Origin of the sequence: Bartonella sp. AC130YNZD (genome assembly GCF_042196865.1) — a bacterium.
Lineage (GTDB): Bacteria > Pseudomonadota > Alphaproteobacteria > Rhizobiales > Rhizobiaceae > Bartonella.
In genome coordinates, this window is the sequence record NZ_JBHIQZ010000153.1 from 1 (window position 1) to 709 (window position 709).

Below are 709 nucleotides of genomic sequence, written 5' to 3' on the forward strand. Positions count from 1 at the left end.
TCTTCATCCTTGCCATCTTCCTTAACAGTCTTAACCTTGAAACTTGGAGCAGTCCAGTTTCCATCATCATCATAGCCAGCGCCACCACCAAAATATGTCGCAATTGTCTTATTCATGGAATAAAGCTGTGAGCCATTAACCGCATCACTTGAGTCTTTAGAAATGTCTCCATTCGCAAGATACTTAATCTTGCTGTTGCTTTTCACATCTTCTTTTTTTCCATGATGAGCCACAAACGCACCCTCATCATCACTCCACATCAACGCATTCTGACCAATGTTTTCAGTAACTTCTTTCTGTATATCCGTGAGAGAACTATCAACCCCAGCAAAAGCAGAACCAACATCATTATAGTCCTTGCCCTTAACTGTATAAGTTGGCTGTGTTCCCTTCAAAACATCCGCCTTACCGCCTAAATATTTTGATGTATTCTCAGCTACTGTTTTCAAATCATTTGTTACTGTAGTAACATTTTTATTGGTTGTAAAAAGCTGCGAGCCATTAACCGCATCCGTTGAGCTTTCTGAGAGTGTTCCAGCACTCACACCGGTGATTGTCCGTTCCTTACCGTCTTTGTTTAAAACACTGATTTCAGTACCGCCTGCTGCCTTACCTATGGTGATAACACCCGATCCCCCCGCACGGAAACTACGACTTAACGTCACCTCTTCTTCTTGCTTAACAAGGATACTGTCTCTTACATCGACAA

1 pseudogene is annotated in these 709 nt (G+C 42.2%); it reads right to left on the bottom strand.

The window, feature by feature from the left end:
- Positions 1 to 709: pseudogene (locus ACFINU_RS10230) on the bottom strand (adhesin); the annotation flags it as partial.